Genomic DNA, 23,469 nt, shown 5'->3' on the forward strand with positions numbered 1-23,469 from the left:
CGCGATGACAGGGCGTCGATAGACTCGGCACATGCCTACGCTTGACCTTGCTGCCTCGTCGCCTGACATCACCCGCGCAATCTGCGACATCCCGAGCGTCTCCGACGATGAGACAACACTCGCTGATGCAATTCACGAAGTGATGCTCGCGCAACCGCACCTGCAGGTGTATCGCGATGGCGACACGATCGTGGCGCGCACCGACCTTGGTCGCGCGCATCGCGTCGCGATCGCGGGGCACATTGACACCGTGCCCATCAACGACAACCTCCCGACCCGCGACATCGAGATCGACGGTGAGCCCTTTATCTGGGGGCGCGGCACCGTTGACATGAAGTCGGGGCTGGCTGTGCAGCTGAAACTCGCGGTCGAACTCACTGACCCGCGCGTAGACATCACCTGGCTCTGGTACGACCACGAAGAAGTGGATGCTGATTTGAACGGGTTGACCCGCCTGGCGCGCACCCGTCCTGACCTCTTCGCCGCTGACTTTGCAATCTTGGGGGAGCCTTCGCTCGCGGGCGTCGAAGGCGGCTGCAACGGCAACCTCCGTGCGATCGTGCGCACGACAGGAGTGCGCTCGCACAGTGCGCGTTCTTGGATTGGCGAGAACGCCATTCATGGCGCCGGAGCGGTGTTGCAGCGGCTCACCAACTATCGGGCCGCCGAAGTGAACGTCGACGGTCTTGATTACCGCGAAGGTTTGAACGCGGTGCGTATCAGCGGGGGCATCGCGGGAAACGTCATTCCAGACCTGTGCGAGGTTGAGGTGAACTATAGGTTCGCGCCCCACATCAACGGCGCCGACGCTGAAGCACACGTACGTTCCGTGTTTGAGGGCTTTGAGGTTGAGGTCACCGACCTCGCTGAGGGCGCTCGCCCAGGTCTCGATGCACCTCTGGCGCAAGACTTCGTTGCCGCCGTCGGATCTGAGCCCCGGCCCAAGTACGGCTGGACCGATGTTGCACGATTCAGTGCGATGGGTGTTCCCGCTGTGAACTACGGCCCCGGCGATCCTCATCTTGCGCACCACGACGAGGAGCGGGTTCCTGTCGCGCAGATCGAATCGGTTGAGCGTGGCCTTCGGGCATGGCTGACTCAGCGCTGAGCGCCGCTGGCCCGGGGGCTGCGCGACGCTGGCAGCAGCTTCCCGCCGTCGCCCGTGTCGCATTGATCTATGTCGTCGCGCGGGTAGTTACCGCTCTGTTCTTCCTGCTCGCCGCTCAGCTCTCCGGCGTTGACTCTCGGTTCGGCGTTGCTCCGAGCATCGCTGATCTGGTGTTGGCCTGGGACTCGCGGTGGTACTGGATCGTGGCGGAGACCGGCTATCCCGCAGATCTTCCACTGACAGAGAGCGGGGCGATCGCAGAGAACCAGTGGGCGTTTATGCCGATCTACCCGTACTTGGCAAAACTGGTTTCCCTGCCCTTCGGTCAGTGGGCGGTTGGTGCGTTCCTCGTGTCGATCACGGCCGGGTTCGCGGCGTCGTACGTGCTGTATCTGCTGATGCGTGAGAAGCTCGCTGCGCCTGCGGCCATGTGGTCGGTGGTTTTCTTTGCATGCGGCCCACTGGCAGGTTTGTTCCAGATCGGCTATGCCGAGTCGCTGTTCTTGCTTTGGCTGTTTCTATCGCTGCTATGCATCGTGCGCCGCCACTACGCCTGGCTTTTCCTGCTCATTCCGCTAATGGGATATACCAGGCCCGGCGTCCTCGCGTTTGCGCTGTTTCTTGCGCTATTCGGCATTTGGCGCTGGTTTCAGCGGCATCGCGAGCCGATGAAACCCGTCGAAGTCGTGCATATCGTGGCCCTTGGTTTGTGGGCGGTGATCATCGGGTTCTCGTGGCAAGTGATTGCGGGTGTTGTGACGGGGGATGCTGGTGCCTACCTGTCGACCGAACTTGCATGGCGTCGCAATTGGATTGCCGGCGATGCCGCGTTCGCGCCATTCGACGGATTTCTGGCCGCCACATCATTCTGGTTCGGTTCGATGTGGGGCCTGAGCGCCGAGATTGGATATGTTGTTCTCGGCTTGGGGGTAGCGGCAATCGCTGTGGCGTTGTCGATCGTTCCTGCGGTCAAGAAACTAGGCGTTGAGATTCGCCTCTGGAGCGCGAGCTACCTGGTCTATCTGCTGCTGGTCTTCTTCCCGCAGTCGAGCATTTTCCGGCTGCTGGTTCCGTTGTCACCGATGTGGGGCGCCATCGCAGCGCCGCGCTCCACCCCGTGGCGACTGAGCGTTCTCGTCGCGTGCCTTCTTGGGCAGTGGTGGTGGATCTACAACATGTTTGGCCTCGGCAACACCGTGTGGCAGATCCCGTAACAAAACGGCACACGAACCTCTCAGTTCGGTCAGAGGCAGTTCCCAGGCACGGTAAACTACCACATAGATCACCGACGAAAGGGAGCCACTATGGCAGCCATGAAGCCGAGAACCGGAGACGGACCAATGGAGGCCGTTAAGGAAGGGCGCCTCATCATTGTGCGTGTTCCGCTCGAAGGCGGCGGACGCCTCGTCGTTTCGGTAAACGACGCTGAAGCCAAGGAGCTCTACGACGTCCTGGGTGGCGTCGTCACCCCTGCATAGTTCGCATTTGCAATTCCAAGAACGACCGGTCCTCTGACCGGTCGTTCTTCGTTGCGTAGAGAGTCGCTACTCGGTAGAAACCGTCGCGAGTTGCAGCAGACCTTCGCCCACGATCGAAAGCGCCCCGAGAACGGCGGGCGAAGCCTGGGTTTCTTGAATGAGAGTGCGAAAAGCTGTCGTGACGGCGTCACGACGAACCGGGTCGGATACACCGCCATTCGCGAGCACACGGGGAATCAGTACGGTTCCGCCAGCTCTGACCAGTCGCAGCCCGTGCTCTACGTAGTCGATGACGCCCTCGGGATCTGCGTCGACCAGAACGATGTCGTATGACGCTTCGTTCATACGTGGGAGCACTTCAGATGCTCTTCCCGTGATGAACCGCGCGCGCGCCGCCGGAATCTTTGCCTCGGCGAACGACTGACGCGCTACTCCGAGGTGCTCAGGCTCTTTGTCGATCGTGGTCAGCGTGGCGCGTGGAGCGCCGTGCAGCAACCAGAGACCCGACACACCAGCGCCAGTACCGATCTCGACGATATTGAGCGCGCGTGACGCTGCAGCGAGCACCGCACACTGCGCTCCCACTGTCGCGCTGATAGGAGCCGCGCCAATCTCGAGCGCGTGCGCTCGAGCGCGAGCGATGTGATCGGGCTCGCTCGTCACCTCGCTGGCGAATCTGTGATTCGCGCTGTGTTCTCCCATAGGAATCCTCCGCCGCCAGCCTACGCGCCGATGGTGCTGCACACGGCTCGCCACGGCGTAACCTTGACTCATGTTCTCAGGTATCACCATTGAGAAGTTGCTGCTGATCGGAGTGATCGCAGCGCTCCTTGTCGGCCCTGAGCGCCTTCCTGGCTATGCCGAAGCCCTCGCACGCTTCGTCAAGAAGGCCAAAGAGTGGACCTCGACCGCGCGAACTCGTGTGAAAGAGGAGATGGGCGAGGAATTCGACGAGGTCGACTGGCGCACATTGGATCCGCGACAGTACGACCCGCGTCGCATCATTCGTGAAGCGTTGCTCGACGATGCTCCAGTCGCCCCAACCAAACCCGTTCGAGCGTCGATGGGGGCGATCGCAACCAACCCCGATGCGCCTGTGCCCACTCCGCCCTCGAAGTCGCCGTTCGCCGCTGGCGATGAGGAACCGCCGCCGTTCGATAGCGAAGCCACGTAGTTCAGCGCACACGCATCGGCAGTGATCTGCCCGATAGCCCCCGCTGGGTATGAGTGAGAGCATCTGCGACATGGCCGATTGCCTTGGCTGCGGGATCGTCAGGGTGTGCGATCACGGTCGGCGCGCTCGCGTCGGCGTCTTCGCGAAGCGTGGGACTGAGCGGCACTGACGCCAGCAGAGGCACCGGCTTCCCATCCTGGCTCAGAGCATCGGCGACAGCCAGCCCGCCGCCGGAGCCGAATACATCGACGACGGTGCCATCGGCGAGCACCATGGCTGACATGTTCTCGATCACGCCGGTCACTTGCTGCCCGGTCTGTCGTGCCAGCAGTCCGCTACGCACGGCGACGTCAGACGCCGCAGACTGCGGTGTCGTCACGACGAGGACTTCGGCATGCGGAAGAATCTGGCCCACGGAGATAGCGATATCACCCGTGCCGGGGGGCATGTCAATCAGCAAGATGTCGAGATCGCCGAAGAATACGTCAGTGAGAAACTGCTGAATCGTCCGGTGGAGCATTGGTCCACGCCAAGCGATGGCGCCGAGCGGGGACTCGTCGCCGCCCCTACGCAGAAACATGCCGATCGAAATCACTTTCACCCCGTGTGCGACCGGGGGAAGCATGAGGTCGTCGATTCGTGTGGGCTGTTCGGCTGCCCCAGTCGAATCGGTCAGTCCCATGAGCGAGGGGATCGAAAACCCATGGACGTCTGCATCGATGAGGCCCACCGCGAGTCCTCGCTGGGCGAGAGCGACGGCAAGATTCGCGGTCATGGTGGATTTGCCTACTCCGCCTTTGCCGCTTGTCACGGCGATCACGCGTGTCAATGAGGCAGCCGTAAACGGCATTTCACGCGTCGCACGTCCGCCCTTGAGCTGTTCCGTCAGCGCCTTGCGTTCGGCGGGTGTCATCACTCCCACGTCGAGTTCTACCGACGCAATTCCGGGTACAGATGCTGCGGCGGCGTGCACGTCCGCCGAGATGCGGTCTGCCGCAGGACAGCCCACAATGGTCAACACAATGCTCACGTTGGCGTGCGGCCCGTCGACGGTGATCTCTCGCACCATGTTCAGATCGCCGATGGGCAGTCGAAGCTCAGGGTCTGCGACTGCCCCCACCGCAGTGCGTACGGCTGCGGCGCGTGGGTTGGTGTCAGCAGTCATCAGTTCTGACCGCGCTCGTCTTCTTGCTCGGCTCGAGGTTCGACCTTCTCAAGCAGGCTGCGCAGCTCGGCTCTCAAGACGTCTTTCGTGAGCAGTTCGTTCGACAGATCTGCCACGGTCATACGCAAGGCCACGACTTCGCGGGCGAGATACTCGGTGTCAGCCAGATTGCGCTCGGCGCGCTGACGATCCTGTTGGATCTGCACCCGGTCACGATCGTCTTGACGGTTCTGGGCGAGCAGGATCAGCGGCGCAGCGTAAGACGCCTGCAACGACAGCACGAGAGTGAGAGCGGTGAACCCGTTCGCGGCTGAATCGAATCGAAGCTCGATCGGCATGAGCGTGTTCCATGCGAGCCAAGCCACGCAGAACATGGTCAGACTCATCAGGAAGGCGGGGGTGCCCATCGCACGGGCGATCCACTCGGTAAAGCGTCCGAAACGGTCGCGAGAGGGTTGAGGTGCACGTTGGAGAACCCCCGAGCGGCCTCGGGGAGCGTCGAGCGCGGGAACGCGGTTCGCACGGGCCATTTCAGCGCCTCCTCGGGATGCTCGCAGTGTTGGTGTTCAATGGCGGTCGCGCGTGCTCGTCACCATCGTGCGATCGCCAATCGTCAGGCAGCAGATGGTCCAGAACGTCATCGATACTCACTGCCCCGACCAAGCGGCGCGCGGGGTCGATGACGGGGACTGAAACCAGGTTGTAGCTTGCCAACAGACGGGCCACTTCGGCAGCGGAAGCACTCGAAGGCACGGGGTCGACGCTGTCATCGATGATTGCCCCCAGCCGCTCGTGCGGTGGATAGCGCAACATGCGCTGAAAGTGCACTGTGCCCAGAAGTCGCCCGGTGGGAGTTTCGTATGGGGGCAGCGTGACGAACACGGCCGCAGCCAGCGCCGGGTGCAATTCGTGACGGCGGATGAGCGCAAGCGCTTCGGCGACCGTGGCATCGGCTGAGAGCACGATCGGTTCGCTGGTCATCAGGCCGCCTGCTGTGTCTGAGCCGTACTTGAGCAGCGCACGTACATCTTCTGCTTCTTCGGGCTCCATCAGATCGAGGAGCTCTTCGAGTCGCTCTTCTGGCAATTGCGCAAGTACATCGGCGGCGTCGTCGGGTTCCATCGCGTCGAGGATGTCAGCCGCTCGCTCATCGCCGAGGGCTTCGAGAATGTGCACCTGCTCTTCTTCAGGCATCTCTTCGAGGGCATCGGCAAGTCTGCTGTCGGTCATCTCTTCGGCAACTTCGATGAGTCGCTCTTCGGGAAGATCGAGCAGAGTATTGGCGAGATCGGCAGGCTTCAATTCCGAATAGGTAGCCACCAGCTGCTCTGCGGACTGCGCTTCGCCGGGATTGCTCTGTTCGCGCACATCGCCCCACTGCGCGAAAGTTGTCGGGCCCTTCGCAAAGGGTGACGCGCTCGTCTTCGGGAGCCGAAGAAAGAGTTGCCCCACATCCCACTCGCCGAGACGGTTGCGCTCGATCGCAACATCTTCGATGATTCCGGTTCCGTTGCCATCTCCGAAATACACCTTGCGACCAAGCAGTTCGACCATGACGCGAACCTCACCGCCACGTTGCTCGAAGCGACGCACGTTGATGAGCCCGGTAGTGATCACCTGCCCGGTCTCAATCGAGACAACGCGGCCGATGGACACGAACACGTGACGACGGCCAGGAATCTCAACGACCAAGCCAGTGACGCGCGGGGGATCATCTTTACGATAGATGACGACGACATCGCGCACCTTGCCAAGGCGGTCGCCAACGGGGTCGAAGACGGCGCACCCCGACAGACGCGCAACGAATACCCTCTGCGTGCTCACGACCCCAGCGTAGTCGTGCGCGCATGGGAGGATAGAGCCATGACCATGATCGGCGGACGCTTTCCCCAGGGAGTCGACGAGGTCGGCCGGACTCTCGTTACGTTTCCCACCTACGAGCGAGCCCAGAAGGCTGTCTCAACCCTGATAGCTGCCGAGGTTCCCGCGCGCGACATTGCCATCGTCGGGCTCGGCCTGCGCTCGGTGGAACGCATCACTGGGAAGTTGGGCTATGCCACCGCGGCGCGCTCTGGTGCCATCAACGGTGTCTTGCTCGGTGTGCTCTTCTCCGCGATCCTTCTGCTGGGCACCACCGATGTTCCCGTGCAGGCGTTCGTCGGTGTGCTCTTTGTCGGCGTCGCGATCGGCATGATGCTCAGCCTGGTCACCTTCGCATTTGTTCGGCGTCGGCGAGCGTTTGCCTCGGTGACCACCGTCGTGGCTGACCAGTATGAAGTCACGGTCGCCGCGGCCAGCTTTCAAAAGGCCCGACAAGCCCTTGCCGGGGGAGTCGCGACCGCTGATGGCGCAGCGCCCGCGGCTGAGAAGCGTTCTCGAAACAAGAAAGCGTCCGAGAAGGCAGCGGCCCCGACTCCGCCCACCACCGACCCTCGGCCGACCCCGCAGGCGCCACCTCAGAGTGAAGAGCCGCCTCGCTATGGTGAGCGCATCACTCCGCCGGCCGAGCCGACATCGGATGCTGCTGTGAAGGATGAGAAGTCGACAGGACACGACACGGATCGCGCATGACGGATGAGGCATCGATAGCGGAGATCGAATCTCTGGTCTCGGTCTCGCTTCCGAAGGGCGTCGTGTCGGTATCGGCGTGGTGTGGCGCGCCAGATAACGCGTGGGCCTGGCTCGCGGTCGCACACGGTGCAGGTGGTACCGCGCAGCATCCATTCTTCGACGGCCTGGTGACCGCCGCGCACGCGGCCGGAATCGCGACCGTGCGATTCAATTTTCCCTACTCGCAAGCAGGACGCCGCATGCCTGGTCCCGCCTCGCACGCCGTGGCTACTTGGGCTGCTATGGCCGAGTTCACGCCGACAGGCGGATTGCCCTTCTTCGCATCGGGAAAGTCGTACGGTGGCCGAATGGCGTCGATGGCCGCAGCCGAGAGCGCGATCGATCCGGCGGGCTTGGTGTACCTGGGTTACCCCCTGCACCCGCCGGGTGAACCCTCGAAACTGCGCACCGCACATCTCGCCGAGATATCGCAACCGCAGCTGTTCATGTCAGGCACAGCTGACCCATTCGTTGATCCCCATGACCAGCTTGAGACAGCAGTTGCGTCGTGCCAGAACGCTCGCCTCGATTGGGTCACGGGTGGTGGGCACTCGTTCGAGGTCAAAGGCAACAAGCGTCCTGCCGACGAGATTGCCGCTGGCCTTGTTGCGGTGATTGAGCCGTGGATGCGGGCGAGCCGCTAGCGGCCTGTTGCGTAGCCCTGCATTCCACGAGGATTCGCTGCCGCCCAGAGCAGCCCAGACGCAGCATCATGCCCAACCGCAGACAGCCTTCCTAACGACCAGTCACCCGCTCTGGTGACACGGTGACCACGGCGCTCGAGTCCTGCGATCAAAGCGTCGCCGAGGCGATCTTCAACCACGGCGCCTGTGGGAGTCCACGTTCGCGGCCAGAACGACTCTGGCATTGCGGTGGTGTGCAGCGCGGGAGCATCGATGGCTTCTTGTGGTGAGTACTTGCCGACAATCATTCGCAACAGGGCTAACAGCTGCCACTGATCTTGCTGATCGCCGCCGGGGGTCCCAATGGCAAATGCCGCAGACCCGTCTCGCGAAACCAGTGTGGGGGTGAGTGTCGTGCGCGGGCGCCGCCCGGGCACCAGCGATGATGCATAGCCGGGCGTGAGCCACGTCATCTGCAGTCGTGTGCCCAAGCAGAAGCCAAGAGCGGGGATGGTGGGGGAGGACTGCAACCAGCCACCTGAAGGGGTGGCAGAGATGATGTTTCCCCAGCGATCGATGACGTCGAGGTGGCAGGTGTCGCCACGCGTGTCGCCATTTCTCGCCACAGTAGGTTCGCCGGTTGTCACATCGGCGGTGAACTCGTCAGAGGTGCGCAACGGCGGCGTGAATCCCGCGCGCCCATCCAGCGACCCGGGCCGAAACTCCTGTGAGGCTGCTTCTCGGATCAGGCTGCGCCGCGAGTCAACATAGTCAGCGTCAAACAGAGCGTCGAGGGGAACCTCGCCGTCACCGAACCACGCGTCGCGATCGGCGAGCGCAAGCTTCTGCGCCTCAATGATCGTGTGGGCGCCTCGCTCTTGGGAAGGATCGAGCGAATCATCGTTCAGCGGCTCAAGCATCGCGAGGGTCTGCAACAGAGCAGGCCCCTGGGTCCAGGCGCCCGGCTTTGAGACGTCGAAGCCACGAAACGGCATCGTGATCGCTGGCTCGAAGCTGGCTTCGAAGGCCGCGAAGTCTGCGAGCGTGATAACGCCAGCATGATGGCCGCCCGCAGAGTGTCGGTGTGGTGTGGCAAGAAAATTCGACGCTTCCTGGGCGACGAGGCCGGTCTTCCACTCTTCTCGCGCAGCGTCGATTCGCGCGGCGCGCCCGATGGGCCCCCCGTCGCTCACTGTGCACGCCACATTCGTCAACGAATCGAGAACGTCTGCATACGCCCGGTTGAAGACCACCTCGCCGGGTTGCGGCGGCACACCGTGTGGCATCCATAGGTCAGCAGAGGTGGTCCAATGGCTGCGAAAGAGGCCAGCCACACGAGCAATTGTTGCGGCGGCTCCGGCCAGGATCGGATGCCCATCGCGGGCGTAGCCGATTGCATACGACAGCACGTCCCGCAGTTCCCACGTGCCATGGTCACGCAGTAGCAGCAGCCACGCATCGACGGCGCCAGGAACAGTGGCGGCCAGGCCACCGGCTCCGGGGACGAGGTCAAGACCCTCGGAGCGGTAGTGCTCGATTGTGGCGGCAGCCGGGGCTGGGCCTTGTCCCATCAGCACCCGTGGTTCGTCAGAACCCGCTCTCCGGATAATTCCGACGAGATCGCCCCCTGGGCCGTTGAGATGGGGCTCGACCACGTGCAATACGAACGCCGCGGCGGTCGCTGCGTCGAAGGCGTTGCCGCCCCGCTCCAAAACGGCCTGAGCTGTCGCGCTGGCGAGCCAATGCGTAGATGCGGCCATCCCGAATGTGCCCGACAAAGTCGGGCGCGTGGTGAACGGTGACGGCTCAGTAAAACTCACGCGAGGCGCGCGATCCACGCCTCAATCTCGTCGGCGGTGCGTGGGATTGCCGCGGAGAGATTGACGGGGCCATCAACGGTCATCAAAATGTCGTCTTCGATGCGCACGCCGATCCCGCGATACTCCTCTGGAACGGTCACGTCATCAATCTGGAAGTACAGCCCGGGCTCGATGGTAAACACCATTCCAGCCTCGAGCACTCCGTCGTAGTAAAGATCTCGTCGTGCCTGCGCGCAATCGTGCACGTCGATGCCCAGATGATGGCTAGTGCCATGCACCATGTATCGGCGGTGGTGACCACCGCTGTCGGACTTGAGCGCTTCTTCAGCAGTGACCGGTAGAAGACCCCACTCTGCAACACGGGCCGCGATGACTGTCATGGCAGCATCGTGAACCGATCGGAACGTGACCCCGGGGCGTGCCGAGGCGAACGCGAAGTCTGCGGCTTCACGCACCGCCTCGTATACCTTGCGCTGTACGTCGGTAAAAGTGCCATTCACGGGGAACGTGCGCGTGATGTCGGCGGTGTAGAGGCTGTCGACCTCCACCCCCGCATCGACGAGCATGAGATCGCCCGGCATCACGGCACCGTCGTTGCGGGTCCAATGCAGATAGCAGGCGTGGGGGCCGGATGCGGCGATCGTGTCGTAGCCGACCGTGTTCCCGTCGCTGCGCGCTCTGGTATGAAACACGCCCTCAACGAGGCGCTCTCCGCGCGAGTGCGCGATGATCGCGGGAAAGTTCGAGACAATGTCATCGAATCCGCGCGCGGTGACGTCCACCGCGAGTTGCAGTTGGGCGACTTCGTATTCATCCTTCACTAGGCGCAGCTCAGACACCGCGCGCGTGAGCGCGGGATCCTCGTCTACGACGAGGTCTCCGTCGCGATACTCGATCCCATCGATATGCGCGGTCGCGATTCCGAGCTCAGTCGCGACGCCGTTGAGGGCAGGGCGAGGGCCGATCCAGAACTCGCCGATCGACGCGTCTGAGTAGAACTCCGCCGTGGTGCGATCTGCTCGCTCCCGAAAGTAGAGCGTGGCCTCGTGACCGCTTTCGCCGGTGGGCTCGAACACCAGAACGGCCCCGGGCTCCGCATCGCAGGCCCAGCCCGTCAGGTGTGAAAACGCTGAATGCGCGCGAAACGGATAGTCGGTGTCGTTGCTGCGTTGTTTGAGGTCGCCAGCGGGCACGATGAGGCGTTGACCGGGAAACATGCGGGAGAGCGTTTCGCGTCGGGCGGCTGCGAAGGGCGCCTGCTCGCGCCGAGGCGGGGTCAGATCGGGGCGCTGTGCCCAACCTGACGAGATGGTGTCTAGAAATCCCTGGCCGTACGGCTGTCGACGGTTAGTGCTGGTCGTGGTTGTTGCGGCCTCGGTGTTGGAATTGCCTGTCGTGCTCATCCTTCAAGTCTCGCACGCAAACCGTTCCGTAGACAGGACTATTCAGCCGGTTCGAGCTGCACGATCAGCGGACGATGGTCAGACCCCGAGCCATCGAGAGTGCGCAAGACCACCGAGCCGGTGGCAACCCAGTGCGAAGAGGCCATGACGTGATCGATCGGCGCTCCGGCAAGGGCTCTGATCGACGACGGCCATGTTCCGACTGCACCGCTGCCAGTGTCGACGGCACTGTCGTGGCAATCGCCTAGTGTTCCGCCGTTGGTTCCGAGACCACCGAAGTGATCGACGGTCGCGTTGAAATCGCCCGCCATAATGACATTTGCCTCGGCGCATTGGTCTGCCAACCACTGCAGATCCGACCGCCAGCTGTCCATGTACGCTTCGCGAGGCGCGACGGCATGAGCGACTACGACCGTCGGGCCGGAACCGTCGGTAGGCATCGCTACGGCACTGGGGAGGGTCGATGTGTTGCTCGTGCCTTCGAGTGATGACTCGATGATGGCGTAGTCGCCGAGTGCGGGAGAGATGAGCAGAGTGGTCGAACTGGCATCCCAACCATCGTCACCATACTCAGTGTGGTGTGCCCACATGGGATGATCGAGTCCGCGCATCGCGATGGCGACAGCTTCGCCAGTCTCAATGGTGGTCTCGGGCAGAGCGACGATATCGGCGTCCATGGCCACGGCGATCTTTGCCACGGTTTCGGGCGGTGTCGCGTCTCCTGCGGTATTCCATGTCATCACACGAATACTTGTGTCGGTCTGCTCAGGGAGTGCATCGGTGCCGCTCACACCTCGTGTGAGCAAGATGGCGCCGCTCGCCGCGGACGCGAGACCGAATACGAGTGCGAGCGAGAAGGCGAAGGCACGCATCGGGCGCACGAGTGCTACTAGCAGCATCAATAGCGTTACCGCGATGAAGGCCGCAAGAAGCACGCTGCGAAACGAGATGATCTGCGCGATGGGATAGATGCGATCGACGCGGAAAAAGGACGGCCAGGTGAGAACTGCTGCCGCTATCGCACACACCACTGTGATGAGGATTCCGAGCAGGCGAAGCACGTCGTGACTCTACGTGAGCAGCCTGTGAGATCGGTCCGCGGCGCGCGTGAGAAGACAGGGAAGAGTCGGTTCAGCGCTACTGTCGAAAGATGCCTCGATTGCAACGGTTCGACGGTCCGAGCGACCTGCATTTGCACTCGGCGCAGTCAGATGGCACGGAGCCCCCGGCGGAGGTGATGGCGGCTGCGCACCGACACGGACTCCGCACCGCCGCGTTGACCGATCACGACACCACGTCAGGCTGGGCTGAAGCCGCGCAGGCGGCAGCATCCCTCGATATGACCTTCATCCCTGGCATGGAGCTCTCTGCGAAGCATGAATGGCAGAGCGTGCATATACTTGCCTACCTGTTTGATCCCGACGATGTGGCCATGAGAAAGCTCATCAAGAAGATTCGTTCGTCGCGACTCGACCGTGCTCGCAACATGGCTGAACGCATCGCTCGAGACATGGATCTGACCTGGGACGACATACTCGCCCACACCACGGCCGGAGCAACCGTGGGCAGGCCACACATCGCGGACGCTCTGGTCTCTCGCGGGTTCGTGAAGGACCGCACCGAGGCGTTCGCCCGCATTCTGCACCCGGGCGGCGACTACTACGTTTCGCTCTACGCGCCTGACCCGTTGTCTGCCACGAAGCTGATTGTGGCGGCGGGCGGGGTGCCGATCATCGCCCACCCGGCAGCGCGTGAACGCCCACTGCCCCAAGCTTTGGTCGATGACATGCTTGATGCCGGTCTGGGCGGATTCGAACTAGAGCACCGCGAGAACCTTCCCGCTCCAACGCGCACACTTCGAAGGCTGTGTGATGAGCGCGATCTGATCGTCACCGGATCTAGCGATTACCACGGCCTCGGCAAGCCGAATCTCCCCGGCGAGAACACGACGGCTGACGAGATGGTCGCGCGAATCATCGACCGCGCAACAGGAAGCGCCCCCGTCTACCCGTAGGAGACGAGGGCGCTTGCACCTATGGCGCGTCAGATCAGGCGAGTGCCTTGGTCTTGATCGCGTCGTACTCGGCCTGCGTGATCGTGCCAGCGTCGAGAAGAGCCTTCGCCTTGGCGATCTCTTCCGAAGGGCTGCTGCCGGTTCCACCAGCAACGGACTTGATGTACTCGTCCTGGGCCGCCTTCATCTCGCTCGCTGCACTCGCACTGCGACGGGCCATGCCGTTGCCGCGAGCGATCAGGTAGACGAGCAAAGTCAGGAACGGCACGAAGATCAGGAAGATGATCCAGATTGCCTTCCACCAGCCACTGAGCTTGTGATCGCGGAACAGGTCGCCGATAACGGCGAACAGTGCGAACAGGTACGCCATGAAGACGAAGATGAGGAGGAACCACCAGATGATGTCCCAGAAAGAGCCCCAGAAACCCTGGTACTCGTATCCCGTGGTGACAGCTTCAATAAATCGCACGTTTGTGCCTTTCTACATGCAAGCGTGCGGCACCACCTGCGCCGCCTCCGTGCAATCTTAGCTTGCCTGGGAGGTTTCTGAGAACTACGCGCTCGCGGGAGCGCTCGGTGTGCCGGTCGATCCGCCACCGCGACGGCGACGACGGCGGCGCGGTGCTGACTTTCCATCGTGGTGTTCGGCGCCGCCGCCATCGTGAGTGCCTGCACCCTCTGCGGCGCGCTCTGAGTGGGGAGCAGATGCGCTGCCTTCAGCGGTCTGCGTATTTGAAGACGAACCTCCCCGGCCGCGCCGGCGCGGGGGACGGCTTGACGAGGATGAATCGTTCGTCTTCGCGGTCTGCGCTCGAGGCGCGGTCACGATGCGCCCCTTGGTGCCCGCGGGAATGTTCAGATCGCTGAACAGGTGAGGGCTTGAGGAGTACGTCTCAACGGGTTCGGGCTGGCCGAACTCGAGCGCACGGTTGATCAGTGCCCACTTGTGCAAGTCTTCCCAGTCGACGAAGGTGACTGCGATACCGGTCTTGCCGGCACGACCGGTTCGGCCAGCACGGTGAAGGTAGGTTTTCTCATCGTCGGGGATGGTGTGGTTGATGACGTGCGTCACGTCGTCAACGTCGATACCTCGTGCAGCGACATCGGTTGCGATCAGCAGGTCTTTCTTTCCTGCTTTGAACGCTGCCATTGAACGCTCACGCGCCTCTTGGCTCATATCACCGTGCACGGCGCCCGCATTGAAGCCGCGGTCGCCCAACTCATCGACGAGCCGCTGCGCGGCGCGCTTGGTGCGTGTGAAGATCACGGTCTTGCCGCGACCCTCTGCCTGCAGAATGCGGGCAATCACTTCGTCTTTGTCGAGGGAGTGTGCGCGATACACGAGGTGCTCGATGTTGGCCTGCGTGAGGCCCTCGTCGGGGTCGGTCGCACGAATGTGGATCGGGTTGGACATGAATCGGCGCGCTAGCGCAACGATCGGTCCTGGCATGGTGGCTGAGAAAAGTTGAGTGTGGCGCACCGGTGCGACCTTGGTGAAGATCTTCTCGATGTCGGCAAGGAAGCCGAGGTCAAGCATCTTGTCAGCTTCGTCGAGCACCACTTCGGTGGCGTTGGAGAGATCGAGCAGGCGCTGGTTGTTCAAGTCGATCAGACGTCCAGGGGTGCCAACGACAATCTGGGCGCCCGCCTTGAGCTGGTCTATCTGACCTTCATATGCCTTGCCGCCATAGATGGCCACGACGCTCGTCCCGCGGTTGCGTGTCAGCATGTCGATGTCTTCAAACACCTGAACACACAGCTCGCGGGTTGGTACGACGATCAATGCTTTGACGCCCGGCTCAGGGTTGAGGCCGAGCCGCTGGACGACAGGGATGCCGAAGCCAAAGGTCTTGCCCGTTCCGGTCTTGGCCTGGCCGATGATGTCTTGCCCCGGAAGGCCGAGGGGGATGGTCTGTTCTTGGATGGGAAATGCCTCGACGATGCCCTTGGCAGCAAGTGCGTCGAGGATGTCCTGGTCGACGCCGAGTTCGGCGAAGGTGGTCACGATGTGAGCCTGTCCGGCAGTGAGATGCTGCCTGGTCGATGCCCTGGCGCGGTCTATTCCACGCGGGCGGAAGTGCGATCCACGCCTTCTCTCTTGCCACAGGCGCGGGGGCCCCGATCCAACGCCGGGACGACTCCCAGAATAGCGGAGGAGTGCTGAATGGACGCCGCGCCGTATGCTGAACGGCGTGGTGAATTGGTTTTGGCAGCGGCGTGAGGTGGGACGAAAGCTTCAACTGCGCTCCCGAGACGATCAGAATGGTGCGCTTCGCGTTGACTTCGAAGAGCTCGCTCCTGACGTCGATACCTTTCTCGGGCAGGCCGCCTACTTGCAATTGGGCTTCTTTGAGACGTTGAGCGAGTTGATCGCTCACACTCCCGAGCTCGCTGATAAAGAGTCGCTGTCACGGGCTGCTGGAGCCGCGTTGACGAAGCATGAGGCGCTTGTCGCGTTGATCAGACATCGCGGCACTGACCCGACGGCGCTCATGTTGCCGTTCCGGGAATCGCTCGACGCGTTTCGTCGCGCCACCCACGGAGTTCGCGCATTTGAGACGATGCTCTCGGTGCACATCACCGCAGGCATGCTCGACGATTTCTACCTCTCACTCTCGGCCAGCTATGGCGACACCGGCACGCGGGTGTCAAAGATTCTGCGGGCAGACGACGATCGTGACGCGATCGTCGAGATCATCGGTCGCGCCATTGCCAGCGACGAAGAATGGCGATCACTTTTGGCGATGTGGGGTAGACGCCTCGTGGGCGACACACTGCTGATCGCACGATCGGCACTGCGCCCCGGCTCGCTAGGTGCGGCGGACGTAGAGAAAGTCGAACCGGTTTTCACACAGCTGATGGCCGCGCATTCTCGTCGTATGGACGCGATGGGCCTCGCCGCGTGACCGATTCTCGTCCTGCGTGATCAGCCGATCCGCAGAGTGGTTTGCTGTCGTGCATCGTGGGCGACACGTTGCTTCGCCAGCACGACGATCGCTGGGTAGGTCACCGCGGCTGGCACGACGATCATCGAAAGCCAGAGCCACAAGCTATCTGTTCCGACCCCGGTCCAGGTGAGGATCGCCCACGCGATCACCGCCGTGACAGCACCGAGGATGGGCGCAACGGCGACGCCACGGGTGTAGCGATCGCCCACCAGAAAGTGGATGCCAGCACCGATGCTCGCGCCTACGACGAGCGCAAGAATGATCTGCATTGGAGTGGCTACTTAGGCTACGAAGCCGACGCGGCGTGACTCTTCAGTGCCGATCTCGACGAAGGCCAGTCCCGCTGAGGGAACGATGTAGGAGTTGCCCTTGACGTCGGTGAACGACACGTGAGTCGCTCCTGCGTCGAGAGCGCTCGCGACGGACTTCCTGACGTCCGCTGCCGTTTCGTTGGTCTCGAAGCTGAGCTCGCGTCCGGTGTTTGCGATGCCGATGCGGATCTCCACGTGACTGTCCTCTTTCGTGCCGGTGCGCCGGTGGTTCCCGCGCGCATGGCAACTCTACGACACCCTGACAGGTGCACCGCCCGTCGATACGAACGCTCTAGGCGAACGTTCGTGCGGTCCACGGTGGTGTGGTCGTGTCGGACGTGACGACTACGGTCGACATGTGGGCAATGGCATGGCCGGGGGACGGCAGATGAATCTGGATGCACATCAGACCGCCGTGGTTGAGCTTGATGCGTTGAGTTCTGCAGTTGTGGTCGGTGCGCCAGGATCGGGCAAGACAACAACGCTCGTCGCACGGGTCGCTGCACTGACGTCTGGACGAGGGGACGATGCGCTCGATCCCGATTCGGTGCTCGTTCTCACCCCGTCTCGTCAGACCGCCACGGCATTGCGAGACGAGCTGGCTCTCGCCGTGGGACGCGCAACTTCGGGCCCGCTTGCTCGTTCGCTTACCTCGTTCGCATTTCGGCTGGTACGCGCGGCCTGCGTGGCATCGGGCGATGCGCCACCCCAGTTGCTCACGGGTGGTGACGAAGACCAGATCATTGCGGATCTGCTTGACGGCGACGCCGAGGACGAAACAGATGAGTCGAGCCGTTGGCCCGACTGGTTGAGCACACCCATTCGATCGACACCGGGATTCAGAGCAGAGGTGCGTGCGTTCTTCGCAGAGTGCACGACCCTCGGAATCGATCCGCAACGATTGCGTGCGCTTGGCGAGGCTAGCGATCGGCCGGTCTGGGTTTCATTGGGATCCTTCTTCGGCGAATACCTGCAGGTGCGCAGCGACATGCGCGGTGCACATCGCGATGCGGCCGGACTGGTGCGTGAGGCAGTGCACGTTCTTCGCACGGCTGGCCCCGGGATCGAGGCGATAGACCGTCTGCAGGTGATCGTGATCGACGATGCCCAGGAACTGACCCTTGGCGGAGTGGAGCTGATCGCGGCGGCGCGCGAGCGCGGCATCGCTGTGGTCGCCTTCGGCGACCCCGATGTGGGCTCAGGCACGTTCCGCGGGGCCACGCCAGCGAACTTTGCACAACTAACTGGTTTGCTTGGTCAGTTGTTTGTGCTCTCTGACGTACACCGCGGGGGCAAGTGGAACAACGATGTGGTGCGGCGCATCACTCAGCGGATTGGTGCGGTCGGCGTTGTGGCCCACCGCACGCCTACCGTCGGTGCTGCACCAGATTCAACGGTGCGGGCGTTGTTACTTCGCTCGTCAGCCGAAGAGTATGACGCCATTGCGCGCTTGCTACGCGAACGTCATGTGCACGACGGCATCGAGTGGGGACAATGTGCGGTGATCGCTCACGACTCGCGGCAGGTTGCTGCGCTCGAAGCAGAACTGACAGCGCGGGACGTTCCCGCGCGAGCGAGCGGGCCCGGTCGAGCGCTCGGTGTGTTGCGACCGGTGCGTGATCTGCTGCGATTGATTGAGTTCGCGGGGCGCGATAGCTGGACGTACGACGACGCGACGGAGTTGTTGCTGAGCGCCTACGGCCGACTCGATCCCATCGACCTGCGCCGGTTGCGTGCGGCCTTGCGTCATGCTGCACTCGCAGAGAGCTCGGAGCAATCGGGCCGCGAGCTGTTGCTTTCGGCGATGCGCAACCCGATCGAGTTCGACCTGATCGACATGAGGGAGGCCCGGCGCGCAGCGGTGCTGGCCCGCACGCTCGAGGTTCTGCGCCAAGACCTAAATAAGGGGGCGACAGCCCATGAGCTCATGTGGACTGCCTGGGAGCGCAGTGGCCTGGAGCGGCCTTGGGCTGAGGCGGCACGCGGAAACGGTCCGCTCGCCGAGCAAGCACATCGTGACCTCGACGCCGTAGTTGCGGCATTTCAGGCGGCAAAGCGTTTCGTCGAACGCTCGCTCGATGCCGATCCGAGGGTTTTCGTGCGCGGTCTTCTCGACAGTGACGTCGCCGAGGATCGCCTTGACGCACCGCCGCGCGACGATGCGGTGAGGGTACTCACCCCGGCAGGCGCGCTGGGGATGGAGTTTGACACGGTATTTGTGGCAGGAGTGCAAGAGGGCGTATGGCCGAACACCCGGCTTCGCGGCAGTGTGCTCGAAACGTGGCGCCTGAGTGCGGCGCTGGCCACGGGGGCCGGTGAGGCAGACCCGGTCGACACGCTCGACCGGCGTCGTGAAGCCATGCACGACGAATTGCGCTTGCTCGCTAGAGCGATGTCTCGCGCCAGCAGCCGCGTCGTGGTGACGGCCGTGGACGACGACGACGCCGGGCCGAGCGTCTTTTTTGAGTTTCTGCCCGACGCTGAACATTTCGCCGTCGATCACCCGCTCTCACTGCGAGGCGTGGTAGCGCAGCACCGCAGAGCGGTGGTCGATGCTTTGTCAGCGAAACGAGCAGAACATGCCGCCGGTCAGCTCGCGCTGTTGGCTGACGCGCGAGTGGCGGGGGCGGCACCCGAGCAATGGTTCGGCGTGGCCCCGGTGAGCTCTATGGGCCCGCTGCGTGATCTGGATCGCGAAGACATTCGGGTCTCGCCGTCGCGACTGCACACCCTCGAAGAGTGCGAACTCAACTGGGTGATTGGCGATCTGGGCGGCGATCCAGGCGGCGCGACGGCTGGCCTCGGCACCATCATTCACGCGGCGCTGGAACACGCGCAGGGCATTGATGAAGCAAGTCTGTGGGCAGAAGTCGCTGCTCGGTGGGGGGAACTCGACTTCGAAGCGGCGTGGCGAGATCGTGCTGAGCAGACGCGCGCGAAGGACCTTGTGCGGCGTCTTCACCTGTATCTTCGGCGCTTTGATGCTTCTGGCGGCACATTGCTCACTGCGGAGCCACACTTTGAGGTTTCGATTGCTCTCGAAGACGCAGGTTCTTTCGAGCATGGTGTGATCTTGTCGGGTTATATCGACCGCGTCGAGCTCACACCTGAGGGCACTGTCGTGATCATCGATCTGAAGACGGGCAAGCGTGAACCGCAGACCGATGCCAAGGTGATCGACAACCCCCAGCTCGCTGCCTACCAGTTGGCTTTCGACGACGGTGCCATTGCCGGGGTGGATAAGTTACCGCCGGGCGGAGCAAAGCTGCTGGTGCTGCGCCCGAGCGCCAAAAAGGCCGACTTCGTTGAACCCTGGCAACCGCCGTTTGATGACGAGCGCCGGGAGCAGTTTCTCAGCCGCGTGAGGAACGCGGCCTGGGTGATGCGCGGCACGTCATTTCGAGCCCCGTACGAAGAGCACTGCAGAGACGACCACACGTACGGGCTGTGTCGCATTCACACAATCGGCTCGGTGAGCGCTTCATGACTAACTCCGCCCTCACATCGATGCTGTCAGCACGCGCGATCTCTGCCGCGCTCGGTCAGTTTCCACCAACCGACGAACAGCTTGCGGTGATCGAAGCGCCGCTGTCGCCAGCCTTGGTGGTCGCTGGCGCTGGCAGTGGCAAGACCGAAACTATGGCGGCGCGCGTTGTCTGGTTGGTGGCCAATGGCTTGGTCCGGCGTGACGAGGTGCTGGGGCTCACGTTCACCCGCAAAGCGGCAGGCGAATTAGCGGAACGAATCCAACGACGCCTACAGCGGCTGGCAGAGTTCGAGTCGATGGGCTTGCTCGCTCAGTTGCCTGAGTTGCACGCGGCAGGGCGGCTCGACATCTTCGGTGTGCTCGAGCGCGAGAGCGCCAATGTTGCCGATGCCACTCACCGGCGGCATGCGGCGATGGACGCACTAGCTGCCGAGACGGGGGCTGTGGCGAAAGAGATATCGAGCGACGCTTTGCTGCAGCGACCGACCGTCGCTACGTACAACAGCTTCGCCGATCAGATTGTCCGAGAACACGCAGTGCGCATCGGCAGGGATGCCGAGGTCGCTATTTTGTCGGAGTCAGCGGCGTGGCTCTTGATGCGACGCGTAGTTTTCGCTTCTGACGACCCGCGCTTGGAACAGCGCGGGGAGGCGGTGCGCAGCATTGTGGATGCCGCGCTGCGCATCGCTCGAGACGGCGTCGACAATCTCGTCGACCTCGACTCGTTGCGAGCGTTTCCGGAGCAGTTTTCGACAGTCTTGGAGCGACCTTCGACGAGTAAGCGCACCGTCGTCTATGCCGATGTTTCGCTCGCCGCCGACCGTGTGTCGGCGCTGAGTCTTCTTGCGGATCTCGCTCAGGAATACGCCTCACAGAAGCGTCGTCTCGGTGTCATCGACTTCTCTGATCAAGTTGCAGGCGCTCTTGAGGTGATCGGCAGTCACGATGCGGTCGCGGCGGAGCTTCGTGATCGGTTCAAAGTGGTGCTCCTCGACGAATACCAAGACACATCGGTCGTTCAGACCGATCTGCTTGCTTCCTTGTTCGCCGGCACGGCGGTGATGGCGGTCGGAGACCCACACCAGGCCATTTACGGGTGGCGTGGCGCGAGCGCGGGCAACCTCGGTGGATTTGCATCCGCTTTCTCGCCAGGAAGTGCGTGCAATCACTTCGCGCTGCGAACGAGTTGGCGAAACAGCGCCCGAGTGCTTATCGCGGCGAACGCGGTGCTTGAGCCACTCGCGGCGACCGCTGCGGTGCCTGTCCAAGAGCTGCTGCCACGTCCGGGCGCGCCAAGCGGGGTCGTCGAGCTTGCCTTTGACGACGACATAGATGCCGAAGCATCGCGAGTGGCTGACTGGTTCGATCGTGTGCGTCGCGAGCGCGCCGCTGGTGGGCGTTCGACCACGGGCGCGATCCTGTTTCGCAGTAAGAAGCACATGGTCAGATTTGGCGACGCCTTGGGCCGCCGCGGCATCCCACATCGAATTCTTGGACTCGGCGGGCTGCTATCAACACCCGAAGTCGTTGACGTTGTGAGCACTCTGCGGGTGATCAGCGACCCCGCCGCCGGCTCGGCGTTGATCCGCCTTCTTGCCGGACCACGCTGGTCTATCGGCTTGCCCGATCTGCGTGAACTTGCCGCGCTGAGTCGCCGCATCGCTCGTCACGACGCCGCGTTGCAGCCACTTGCTCCCGAGATTCTGGAGCGGATCAGGTCGAGCGCGGGTGATGAGGGCGGTTCACTGGCCGACGGGCTCGACTTCATCGTGCGCCACAAGAGTGACCACGGCTGGTTGGCGGGATTCACCGAAGCAGCTCGTGAACGGTTGCGTGAGGCCGGCGCAGTTTTTGCGGGACTGCGTCAGGCGGTCGGCGCCCCGATTCCGGAACTCGTGCGCATTATTGAGAGCGAGCTGCGCCTCGATATTGAGCTCGCAGCAAACTCCGCACGGGGCCCCGCGAGAATTGCTTCGGCACAGTTGCGCGCTTTCGTTGATGAGCTTCATGGTTTTCTTGCAGCAGATGAGTCAGGATCGCTGACGAGCCTGCTCGCTTGGCTCGATCATGCCGAGCAACTCGATGAGTTTGCTCCGCGCACAGAGCCGCCCGAAGACGACGTCGTCCAACTGCTGACAATCCATGGCTCAAAGGGCTTGGAGTGGGACGCCGTAGCCGTCGTGCGACTGGTCAAAGACGAACTGCCGAGTGCGGCGCGCGATACCAAGGCATGGCTGAGTTTCGGCGTGCTGCCTTACGAATTCCGCGGCGATGCCCAATGGCTTCCGCGGCTGAAGTGGAGCGCCGCTGATTCACCGACCCAACAGGAGCTGAAGACTGCTATCGAAGACTTCGTCACGCAGAATCGCTCACGCCAGTTGCAGGAGGACCGCCGCCTCGCATACGTAGCGATTACTCGTGCGCGCGACCACCTGATGCTGAGCGGATCGTTCTGGTCGGGCACCAAAGCACCTCGGGTGCCGAGCATGTTCTTCACTGAAGTAGCTGCCTCGCTCGACATCGACGTAGTTGATCAGGCGCCTGCCGAGAATCCCTATTCTGGCGAGCGACGCTTGCTCCAGTGGCCAATCGACCCGTTGGGGGAGCGCAGAGAGCGAGTGTTGGCTGCCGCACAAAAGGTCTCTGATGCGATGCAGGGCGAAAGACCCGCCCCAGACGAAGACGTTGCGCTGTTGCTTGCCGAGCGCGAGTCTCGCAGAGCGGCGGTTCGTCGAATCGCACCGGCTCGAATTGCCGCTTCACGGTACAAGGATTTCGTCGCGGACTACGACGGAACTCTGTCCCGACTGGCAAGGCCTTTGCCCGAGCGGCCCTTTCGGCAGACACGATTGGGCACGCTCTTTCACGCCTGGGTGGAACACCGCTCGGGTCAGACAGGCCTCGGCGGTTCCATTGACGATGCCCTTTGGGAAAGCGACGAAGACACGTTTGACAGCGAAACATCCGATGACGATGCTGCTGCCCTTGACGCCCTGCGCGAGAACTTTTTGCAGTCAGAGTGGGCAGAATTGACGCCGATTGAGGTAGAGACCGAAATCAACTTCACCGAAACCGACTTGGATGGCACGCCACACGTCGTGATTTGCAAACTTGACGCGGTGTATCGCCGCACCGACCGCGATAGTCGCATTGAGATCGTGGATTGGAAGACAGGTCGCTCGCCGAAGTCAAAGCAAGAACGTGAGGAGCGGATGCTGCAACTCGAGCTGTATCGACGTGCGTACCACGCAAAGCACGGCGTACCCATCGAGCAGATAGACGTCGCGCTCTACTACGTTGCGGATGGAGTCATCGTGCGCAACTGACG

Annotated in this window: 21 protein-coding genes; 10 read left to right on the forward strand and 11 right to left on the reverse strand. The window is 62.6% G+C overall.

The features are described from left to right. Nucleotides 1–31: 31 nt before the first annotated feature. The 3 genes from dapE to AB0O81_RS00830 all read left to right on the forward strand — a co-directional run bounded on the left by dapE (nt 32) and on the right by AB0O81_RS00830 (nt 2,586). Complete coding sequence (gene dapE / locus AB0O81_RS00820) at nt 32–1,108, forward strand: succinyl-diaminopimelate desuccinylase (RefSeq protein WP_363580263.1); 1,077 nt, start codon at nt 32–34, stop codon at nt 1,106–1,108. Next, nucleotides 1,090–2,322, forward strand: a complete 1,233-nt coding sequence (locus AB0O81_RS00825; RefSeq protein WP_363580265.1) for a hypothetical protein — start codon at nt 1,090–1,092, stop codon at nt 2,320–2,322. The genes dapE and AB0O81_RS00825 overlap by 19 nt, the downstream gene beginning before the upstream one ends. Before the next feature lie 90 nt (nt 2,323–2,412). Continuing rightward, complete coding sequence (locus tag AB0O81_RS00830) at nt 2,413–2,586, forward strand: DUF3117 domain-containing protein (protein ID WP_276179034.1); 174 nt, start codon at nt 2,413–2,415, stop codon at nt 2,584–2,586. A 66-nt stretch (nt 2,587–2,652) separates the two neighbouring features. On the opposite strand, the gene AB0O81_RS00835 is transcribed toward AB0O81_RS00830, so the two are convergent. Then, nucleotides 2,653–3,288 carry a class I SAM-dependent methyltransferase gene (locus tag AB0O81_RS00835; RefSeq protein ID WP_363580268.1) on the reverse strand — a complete coding sequence of 212 codons (636 nt, stop codon included), beginning with the start codon at nt 3,286–3,288 and terminating at the stop codon, nt 2,653–2,655. Nucleotides 3,289–3,358: 70 nt separating this feature from the next. Between AB0O81_RS00835 and AB0O81_RS00840 the strand changes: the two genes are divergently transcribed. Further along, nucleotides 3,359–3,760, forward strand: coding sequence for a Sec-independent protein translocase TatB (locus AB0O81_RS00840; protein ID WP_363580269.1), 402 nt, complete (start codon nt 3,359–3,361; stop codon nt 3,758–3,760). Between the two features lies 1 nt (nt 3,761). On the opposite strand, the gene AB0O81_RS00845 is transcribed toward AB0O81_RS00840, so the two are convergent. From AB0O81_RS00845 to AB0O81_RS00855, 3 genes are read right to left on the reverse strand one after another with little or no spacing between them, the layout of a single operon-like run. After that, nucleotides 3,762–4,925, reverse strand: coding sequence for an Mrp/NBP35 family ATP-binding protein (locus AB0O81_RS00845; RefSeq protein ID WP_363580271.1), 1,164 nt, complete (start codon nt 4,923–4,925; stop codon nt 3,762–3,764). Then, nucleotides 4,925–5,455, reverse strand: coding sequence for a DUF1003 domain-containing protein (locus AB0O81_RS00850; RefSeq protein WP_363580273.1), 531 nt, complete (start codon nt 5,453–5,455; stop codon nt 4,925–4,927). The genes AB0O81_RS00845 and AB0O81_RS00850 overlap by 1 nt, the downstream gene beginning before the upstream one ends. Nucleotide 5,456: 1 nt before the next feature. Next, entirely contained in the window at nt 5,457–6,749 is a 1,293-nt protein-coding gene (locus AB0O81_RS00855) for a CBS domain-containing protein (protein WP_363580275.1), read from the reverse strand. 39 nt (nt 6,750–6,788) lie between these two features. On the opposite strand from AB0O81_RS00855, the gene AB0O81_RS00860 reads away from it, so the two are divergent. Together AB0O81_RS00860 and AB0O81_RS00865 are read left to right on the forward strand one after the other, a co-directional pair. Then, the gene (locus tag AB0O81_RS00860) at nt 6,789–7,496 is read left to right on the forward strand and encodes a general stress protein (RefSeq protein WP_363580277.1); all 708 of its coding nucleotides are present in this window, start codon (nt 6,789–6,791) and stop codon (nt 7,494–7,496) included. After that, nucleotides 7,493–8,179, forward strand: coding sequence for an alpha/beta family hydrolase (locus AB0O81_RS00865; protein ID WP_363580279.1), 687 nt, complete (start codon nt 7,493–7,495; stop codon nt 8,177–8,179). Before AB0O81_RS00860 ends, AB0O81_RS00865 begins: the two co-directional genes overlap by 4 nt. Here the strand turns inward: AB0O81_RS00865 and AB0O81_RS00870 are convergent. The 3 genes from AB0O81_RS00870 to AB0O81_RS00880 are packed head-to-tail and all read right to left on the reverse strand — an operon-like array spanning nt 8,176 to nt 12,442. Beyond that, nucleotides 8,176–9,978: a gamma-glutamyltransferase gene (locus AB0O81_RS00870; RefSeq protein ID WP_363580867.1), complete on the reverse strand. Its 1,803-nt coding sequence runs from the start codon at nt 9,976–9,978 to the stop codon at nt 8,176–8,178. The two genes, AB0O81_RS00865 and AB0O81_RS00870, sit on opposite strands and share 4 nt — an antisense overlap. Further along, nucleotides 9,975–11,381 carry an aminopeptidase P family protein gene (locus AB0O81_RS00875; protein ID WP_363580281.1) on the reverse strand — a complete coding sequence of 469 codons (1,407 nt, stop codon included), beginning with the start codon at nt 11,379–11,381 and terminating at the stop codon, nt 9,975–9,977. The genes AB0O81_RS00870 and AB0O81_RS00875 overlap by 4 nt, the downstream gene beginning before the upstream one ends. A gap of 38 nt (nt 11,382–11,419) precedes the next feature. Continuing rightward, nucleotides 11,420–12,442 carry an endonuclease/exonuclease/phosphatase family protein gene (locus AB0O81_RS00880; RefSeq protein WP_363580283.1) on the reverse strand — a complete coding sequence of 341 codons (1,023 nt, stop codon included), beginning with the start codon at nt 12,440–12,442 and terminating at the stop codon, nt 11,420–11,422. A gap of 89 nt (nt 12,443–12,531) precedes the next feature. Here AB0O81_RS00880 and AB0O81_RS00885 point away from each other — a divergent pair, with 89 nt between their 5' ends. After that, on the forward strand, nt 12,532–13,395 hold the full coding sequence (locus AB0O81_RS00885) for a PHP domain-containing protein (protein ID WP_363580285.1): 864 nt from the start codon (nt 12,532–12,534) through the stop codon (nt 13,393–13,395). Nucleotides 13,396–13,429: 34 nt separating this feature from the next. Here AB0O81_RS00885 and AB0O81_RS00890 read toward each other — a convergent pair whose 3' ends face one another. Next, a complete protein-coding gene (locus AB0O81_RS00890) occupies nt 13,430–13,864 on the reverse strand; it encodes an SHOCT domain-containing protein (RefSeq protein ID WP_363580287.1) in 435 nt (144 codons plus the stop codon). A gap of 84 nt (nt 13,865–13,948) precedes the next feature. Next, nucleotides 13,949–15,400, reverse strand: a complete 1,452-nt coding sequence (locus AB0O81_RS00895; RefSeq protein ID WP_363580289.1) for a DEAD/DEAH box helicase — start codon at nt 15,398–15,400, stop codon at nt 13,949–13,951. A gap of 187 nt (nt 15,401–15,587) precedes the next feature. Between AB0O81_RS00895 and AB0O81_RS00900 the strand changes: the two genes are divergently transcribed. Continuing rightward, nucleotides 15,588–16,301, forward strand: coding sequence for a ferritin-like fold-containing protein (locus tag AB0O81_RS00900; protein ID WP_363580290.1), 714 nt, complete (start codon nt 15,588–15,590; stop codon nt 16,299–16,301). 20 nt (nt 16,302–16,321) lie between these two features. Here AB0O81_RS00900 and AB0O81_RS00905 read toward each other — a convergent pair whose 3' ends face one another. Beyond that, a complete protein-coding gene (locus AB0O81_RS00905; protein ID WP_363580292.1) occupies nt 16,322–16,612 on the reverse strand; it encodes a hypothetical protein in 291 nt (96 codons plus the stop codon). 12 nt (nt 16,613–16,624) lie between these two features. Then, nucleotides 16,625–16,849, reverse strand: coding sequence for a DUF3107 domain-containing protein (locus AB0O81_RS00910; protein WP_363580294.1), 225 nt, complete (start codon nt 16,847–16,849; stop codon nt 16,625–16,627). Between the two features lie 163 nt (nt 16,850–17,012). On the opposite strand from AB0O81_RS00910, the gene AB0O81_RS00915 reads away from it, so the two are divergent. Both AB0O81_RS00915 and AB0O81_RS00920 read left to right on the forward strand, forming a co-directional pair. After that, nucleotides 17,013–20,141 carry an ATP-dependent DNA helicase gene (locus AB0O81_RS00915; protein WP_363580296.1) on the forward strand — a complete coding sequence of 1,043 codons (3,129 nt, stop codon included), beginning with the start codon at nt 17,013–17,015 and terminating at the stop codon, nt 20,139–20,141. After that, nucleotides 20,138–23,467 (forward strand): ATP-dependent DNA helicase, encoded by a 3,330-nt coding sequence (locus AB0O81_RS00920; protein ID WP_363580298.1) that lies wholly within the window; start codon nt 20,138–20,140, stop codon nt 23,465–23,467. Before AB0O81_RS00915 ends, AB0O81_RS00920 begins: the two co-directional genes overlap by 4 nt. Nucleotides 23,468–23,469 lie beyond the last annotated feature (2 nt).

Origin of the sequence: Microbacterium sp. NPDC076911 (genome assembly GCF_040687125.1) — a bacterium.
Taxonomy (GTDB): domain Bacteria; phylum Actinomycetota; class Actinomycetes; order Actinomycetales; family Microbacteriaceae; genus Microbacterium.

What these genes read in the sequence shown, in the direction of transcription:
- dapE (WP_363580263.1), top strand. Translation starts at nt 32, where the DNA reads ATGCCTACGCTTGACCTTGCTGCCTCGTCGCCTGACATCACCCGCGCA.
- AB0O81_RS00825 (WP_363580265.1), top strand. Translation starts at nt 1,090, where the DNA reads ATGGCTGACTCAGCGCTGAGCGCCGCTGGCCCGGGGGCTGCGCGACGC.
- AB0O81_RS00830 (WP_276179034.1), top strand. Translation starts at nt 2,413, where the DNA reads ATGGCAGCCATGAAGCCGAGAACCGGAGACGGACCAATGGAGGCCGTT.
- AB0O81_RS00835 (WP_363580268.1), bottom strand. Translation starts at nt 3,288, where the DNA reads ATGGGAGAACACAGCGCGAATCACAGATTCGCCAGCGAGGTGACGAGC.
- AB0O81_RS00840 (WP_363580269.1), top strand. Translation starts at nt 3,359, where the DNA reads ATGTTCTCAGGTATCACCATTGAGAAGTTGCTGCTGATCGGAGTGATC.
- AB0O81_RS00845 (WP_363580271.1), bottom strand. Translation starts at nt 4,925, where the DNA reads ATGACTGCTGACACCAACCCACGCGCCGCAGCCGTACGCACTGCGGTG.
- AB0O81_RS00850 (WP_363580273.1), bottom strand. Translation starts at nt 5,455, where the DNA reads ATGGCCCGTGCGAACCGCGTTCCCGCGCTCGACGCTCCCCGAGGCCGC.
- AB0O81_RS00860 (WP_363580277.1), top strand. Translation starts at nt 6,789, where the DNA reads ATGACCATGATCGGCGGACGCTTTCCCCAGGGAGTCGACGAGGTCGGC.
- AB0O81_RS00865 (WP_363580279.1), top strand. Translation starts at nt 7,493, where the DNA reads ATGACGGATGAGGCATCGATAGCGGAGATCGAATCTCTGGTCTCGGTC.
- AB0O81_RS00875 (WP_363580281.1), bottom strand. Translation starts at nt 11,381, where the DNA reads ATGAGCACGACAGGCAATTCCAACACCGAGGCCGCAACAACCACGACC.
- AB0O81_RS00885 (WP_363580285.1), top strand. Translation starts at nt 12,532, where the DNA reads ATGCCTCGATTGCAACGGTTCGACGGTCCGAGCGACCTGCATTTGCAC.
- AB0O81_RS00905 (WP_363580292.1), bottom strand. Translation starts at nt 16,612, where the DNA reads ATGCAGATCATTCTTGCGCTCGTCGTAGGCGCGAGCATCGGTGCTGGC.
- AB0O81_RS00920 (WP_363580298.1), top strand. Translation starts at nt 20,138, where the DNA reads ATGACTAACTCCGCCCTCACATCGATGCTGTCAGCACGCGCGATCTCT.